This is a genomic window from Acetobacter lambici (assembly GCF_011516885.1).
GTDB lineage: Bacteria > Pseudomonadota > Alphaproteobacteria > Acetobacterales > Acetobacteraceae > Acetobacter > Acetobacter lambici.
Genome location: NZ_WOTD01000096.1, coordinates 1 through 3,606, shown reverse-complemented (window position 1 = coordinate 3,606; position 3,606 = coordinate 1). Strand labels below are relative to the sequence as shown.

The following is a 3,606-nucleotide window of genomic DNA, read 5'->3' as shown; positions in this document are numbered from 1 at the left end:
ACACCCATGATCTGTGCGTCAGTAAAGCGATCACTCTTCATCAGAATCTCCTCATCCTTACGCTGAGAAAATTCTCATTCAAAAGCCACTCTTTTTATGGGGGGATTACCTAACTCTCTGCCCATGCCAGTATGTCGAGCCATATCCAACTGTCGGTGTGCCCGTAACATCAGCATATGGTCGGCTTCTAAATCCCTCGAATGAACAGATCAGCGACACAGCCTGATCGAGATCACTTGAGGTCATCGAAGTTACCAAGATCGACATCATCTTCAGGTGTGCCGAACTGCTTCTGCGCTCTCTTGCGATCCCATTCCGACAAGCCAAAGCGATTGAAATAGGCGATTAGTTGTCGCCCGGTATCAGCGTTTGTTTTGGTTGCTGGATTGGCTCGAAGGTCTAAGCGGGACTTGTCATCGGTGCTTTCAAGCACGATGCCACGGCTCATAATCTCATCATTGGACTGACGAAAACGATCGAGAAGAACTATGAACTGCTCAACAGCGAAGCAGTCTTGTGGCTTTAGTTCATAGGTCATTCCAATTAAGGGTAAAATTTCATCCCATAAATCGGAAAGCCTCTTATATTTTTTAATGTAATTGGTTTTTTCCATCTGAGAACTCCTATTGGTTCTCAGTATTTAGTCTCCAATAAATACGGACACGGTCACAGTATGGAGGTTCCCTGAACACTCATTCTGCCGCGCATTGGAGATGATTTGTGAGGTATGAATGGACAACTTTATTGATAGAGCAAAATCTATTGCAACACTCGTCGGGGTGACGATCCTGTTTGTAATTTTAGTGGTGTTTCCGATTATCGACTTGCTCGATCCGAAGGCGCACTTGGTTGCCGACATAGCACCGTTAGCCTCGGTTCTATCGTCACTTATCTGAAACTCTAACTAAAGGAGACACCAATGATTCAGAAGCTCAAGGATACCATTAACAAGTATAAAATACCCGTAATCGGTGGGCTGATATTGGTCATGCCAGTGTCAGTCCCATTGGTGCTTAATAGCGTGGGTTTGTCTTGGGAAGTGTCTGTCGCGGTAGGAACATCACTACTCGGAATCAACTATACACTTTTAAGGATGGATGAATGAATTTTTTAAGGAAATCATTAAGTATGGGTGTTACAAAGTCACCCGGAGTTATTCAAGAAACGCCTATTGTAAACTTCCCATTTATCGCCCCAACAACTACGGCATCTGGCGTAACAGTAAACCCTAGAACGGCTCTTGAGCATGAAGCCGTATATACCTGTGTCAGAACGATAACCAGTGATATAGCGAAGATACCTCTCCAGATTGAAAAGAAGAACCCCGCTGGTGGTTGGAAGGTGGATTATGACCACCCATTCAATCAGCTATTGAATTACCCCAATGAACGGCATGTTGCGTTCGAGTTCATTGAGGAAATGGTGCTCAGTTGTATGCTGAATGGTGATGCCTTTGCGGTTGTCATTAGGGACAACAGGGGCATTCCAGAGAAGATCATACCTGTAAATCCCTACACAACGCGAGTTTACGAAGACCCCCAGGACGGAGAACTCTACTACTACGTGACATCTAAAATGCTGTTCAATGAGCGAACAAGCATCAAGACGGAAACAGGTGATACCAGAACCATATATCACCGCGACATGATCAGAATGCGCGGCTTGTCACTCGATAATGGAAAGAATGGTTACTCTGCGATTGATCTCGCGCGAGAAGCGTTCGGCCTTGCGATTGCAACACAGGAAACCGCAGCTCGTGCCTATACCAATGGGGCCAATGTCTCGGGCTATTTTAAGCCCGACCCAACAATGGGCGCAGAGAACGCAATGGCAATGGCCGACAAGCTAAAAACGGCAATCGCTGGCATTGTGAACTCAGGCAAAACGGCTGTCCTGCCGGGTATGGATTATGTCGCGATTAACAAGAATGTATCCGACTTGCAGTTGGTTGAAGCAAGACGCCAAGTCACCAGTGATATCGGACGTATTTTTCGAGTGCCGCCATATAAATTGGGGCTGAACGACAGCGAGAAAGCCGCAAACGTAGCTGAACAAGAGCAGTCCTATATCAGCAACACCTTGGTTCAATACACTAAGCCTTTTGAGCAGCATATGAACCGGGTGTTGTTCAAGCCCACTGAACGTAGCCTCTACAGAATATCATTCGACTTCACCAAGCAGGCAGAACCGAGTGAACAAGTTCGCGGCGATTATTATGCGAAAGCCCTAACATATGGCTGGATGAACCCCGACGAAGTGCGTGAGCGCGAAGGGTTTAGTCCGATACCAGACGAGAAGGGTCAAGAATTCAGAGTTCCACAAAACACAGGAGTAATGGGCGACCCAATGGGAGAGCCACTAACCGGAGACAACACCAATGACAATCAAGACCCTAACAGTTAAGGAGTACGCCAACCTAAGCAAAGACCAGAGACAGGACACCATCGTCGTCAAAGACGTGATGAGTTCTATCACTGCCAATGACGACCGTACTGCTACATTCATCATCACCACTGGGACGCCAGACCGTGACCAAGACATTGTGGTTCCACAGGGGCTATCAGTCGCCCACTACCAGAACAACCGTGTGGTTCTTTGGGGCCATGACCAGAGCATCTTACCAATCGCGAAGTGCATTGGAATCCAACCCATAGAGAATGGCTGGCAGGCAACCGTTGAGTTTGCGACTGCTGAAGCTAATCCAATGGCCGAACAGGTTTACCAGTTGGTCAAAGGTGGTTTTCTCAGTGCAGTTTCGATTGGCTTCATTCCTCTAGAACTCGAACTCAATGAGCTGGGGGGCTACACGATCACTAAATCAGAGCTCTTCGAGTTCAGCATTGTGAACGTGCCAGCTAATCCAGAGGCATTGGTCGTTGATGATGAGGAAGCACTCCTTATGGATGAGCAGATAATCGCTCAAGATATTTTATCGAACATAAATAAAACAGCAGAACGCAAAAAACTCAAGATGCGTCTTGAACTGCACAAATTATCTGGTTCTAGAAACTGATATTTAAGGAAACAAATATGGATAAAGAAATAAATGATCTAGAGGTTAAACGCCTAGCTCTCATTGCTTCCATGGAAAAGACTTTAGCGAATTCAGAACTATCTGAGGACGAAGCCACCGCGTCATTCGATGCTGATATGGCCCAGGTCAAATCAATAGAAGCAAGAATGGCACGTCTAGAAAAAGTAAAAGCTCTCAAGGCAACTAAGGCCGTCAAAGAAGCCGAAGAAGATACCGACAAAGAGGACGAGAAAGACGAAGCCTCTGAGGAACTTGAAAAGGACGATGACGACAAGGAAGAAACAATGAAATCATTCCACATCACAAAGGGATATGTGCCAGCCGGAACTGAAAAAGGCTTATATGTTCAGAAGATGATTGCTCGTGACATCGTGAAAATGCACGGAGAAACTGGCGCACGTAATATCTTAGCTACTTCGACTTCCAAGAACTACGCTAATGGCTTGATCAAGTCCGCTCTTAGAGCCCTTTTGGAAATTCACGGATGAGCGTTTCGGCGTAGCATGAGGCTTCCCATGGCGATGTGGATCATGGCCTCTGCGACGTCGATCCGCTGTTCGTAGTCCTTCACA

General features: G+C 46.4%; 5 protein-coding genes and 1 pseudogene. 3 read left to right on the top strand and 3 right to left on the bottom strand.

From position 1 onward, the window contains the following. Window positions 1-105: 105 nt before the first annotated feature. Entirely contained in the window at window positions 106-246 is a 141-nt protein-coding gene (locus GOB86_RS16660; protein WP_408737377.1) for a glycoside hydrolase family protein, read from the bottom strand. Further along, window positions 233-613: a P27 family phage terminase small subunit gene (locus GOB86_RS14970; protein ID WP_165993448.1), complete on the bottom strand. Its 381-nt coding sequence runs from the start codon at window positions 611-613 to the stop codon at window positions 233-235. The genes GOB86_RS16660 and GOB86_RS14970 overlap by 14 nt, the downstream gene beginning before the upstream one ends. Before the next feature lie 515 nt (window positions 614-1,128). On the opposite strand from GOB86_RS14970, the gene GOB86_RS14965 reads away from it, so the two are divergent. Genes GOB86_RS14965 through GOB86_RS14955 form a run of 3 tightly spaced genes read left to right on the top strand, consistent with a single transcriptional unit; the run spans window position 1,129 to window position 3,522 of the window. Next, window positions 1,129-2,403 carry a phage portal protein gene (locus GOB86_RS14965; RefSeq protein ID WP_165993446.1) on the top strand — a complete coding sequence of 425 codons (1,275 nt, stop codon included), beginning with the start codon at window positions 1,129-1,131 and terminating at the stop codon, window positions 2,401-2,403. Next, window positions 2,378-3,013, top strand: coding sequence for an HK97 family phage prohead protease (locus GOB86_RS14960; protein ID WP_165993444.1), 636 nt, complete (start codon window positions 2,378-2,380; stop codon window positions 3,011-3,013). The genes GOB86_RS14965 and GOB86_RS14960 overlap by 26 nt, the downstream gene beginning before the upstream one ends. A gap of 17 nt (window positions 3,014-3,030) precedes the next feature. Further along, window positions 3,031-3,522, top strand: coding sequence for a hypothetical protein (locus tag GOB86_RS14955; RefSeq protein WP_165993442.1), 492 nt, complete (start codon window positions 3,031-3,033; stop codon window positions 3,520-3,522). On the opposite strand, the pseudogene GOB86_RS14950 reads toward GOB86_RS14955, so the two are convergent. Further along, window positions 3,513-3,606: pseudogene (locus GOB86_RS14950) on the bottom strand (IS5/IS1182 family transposase); the annotation flags it as partial. The gene GOB86_RS14955 and the pseudogene GOB86_RS14950 sit on opposite strands and share 10 nt — an antisense overlap.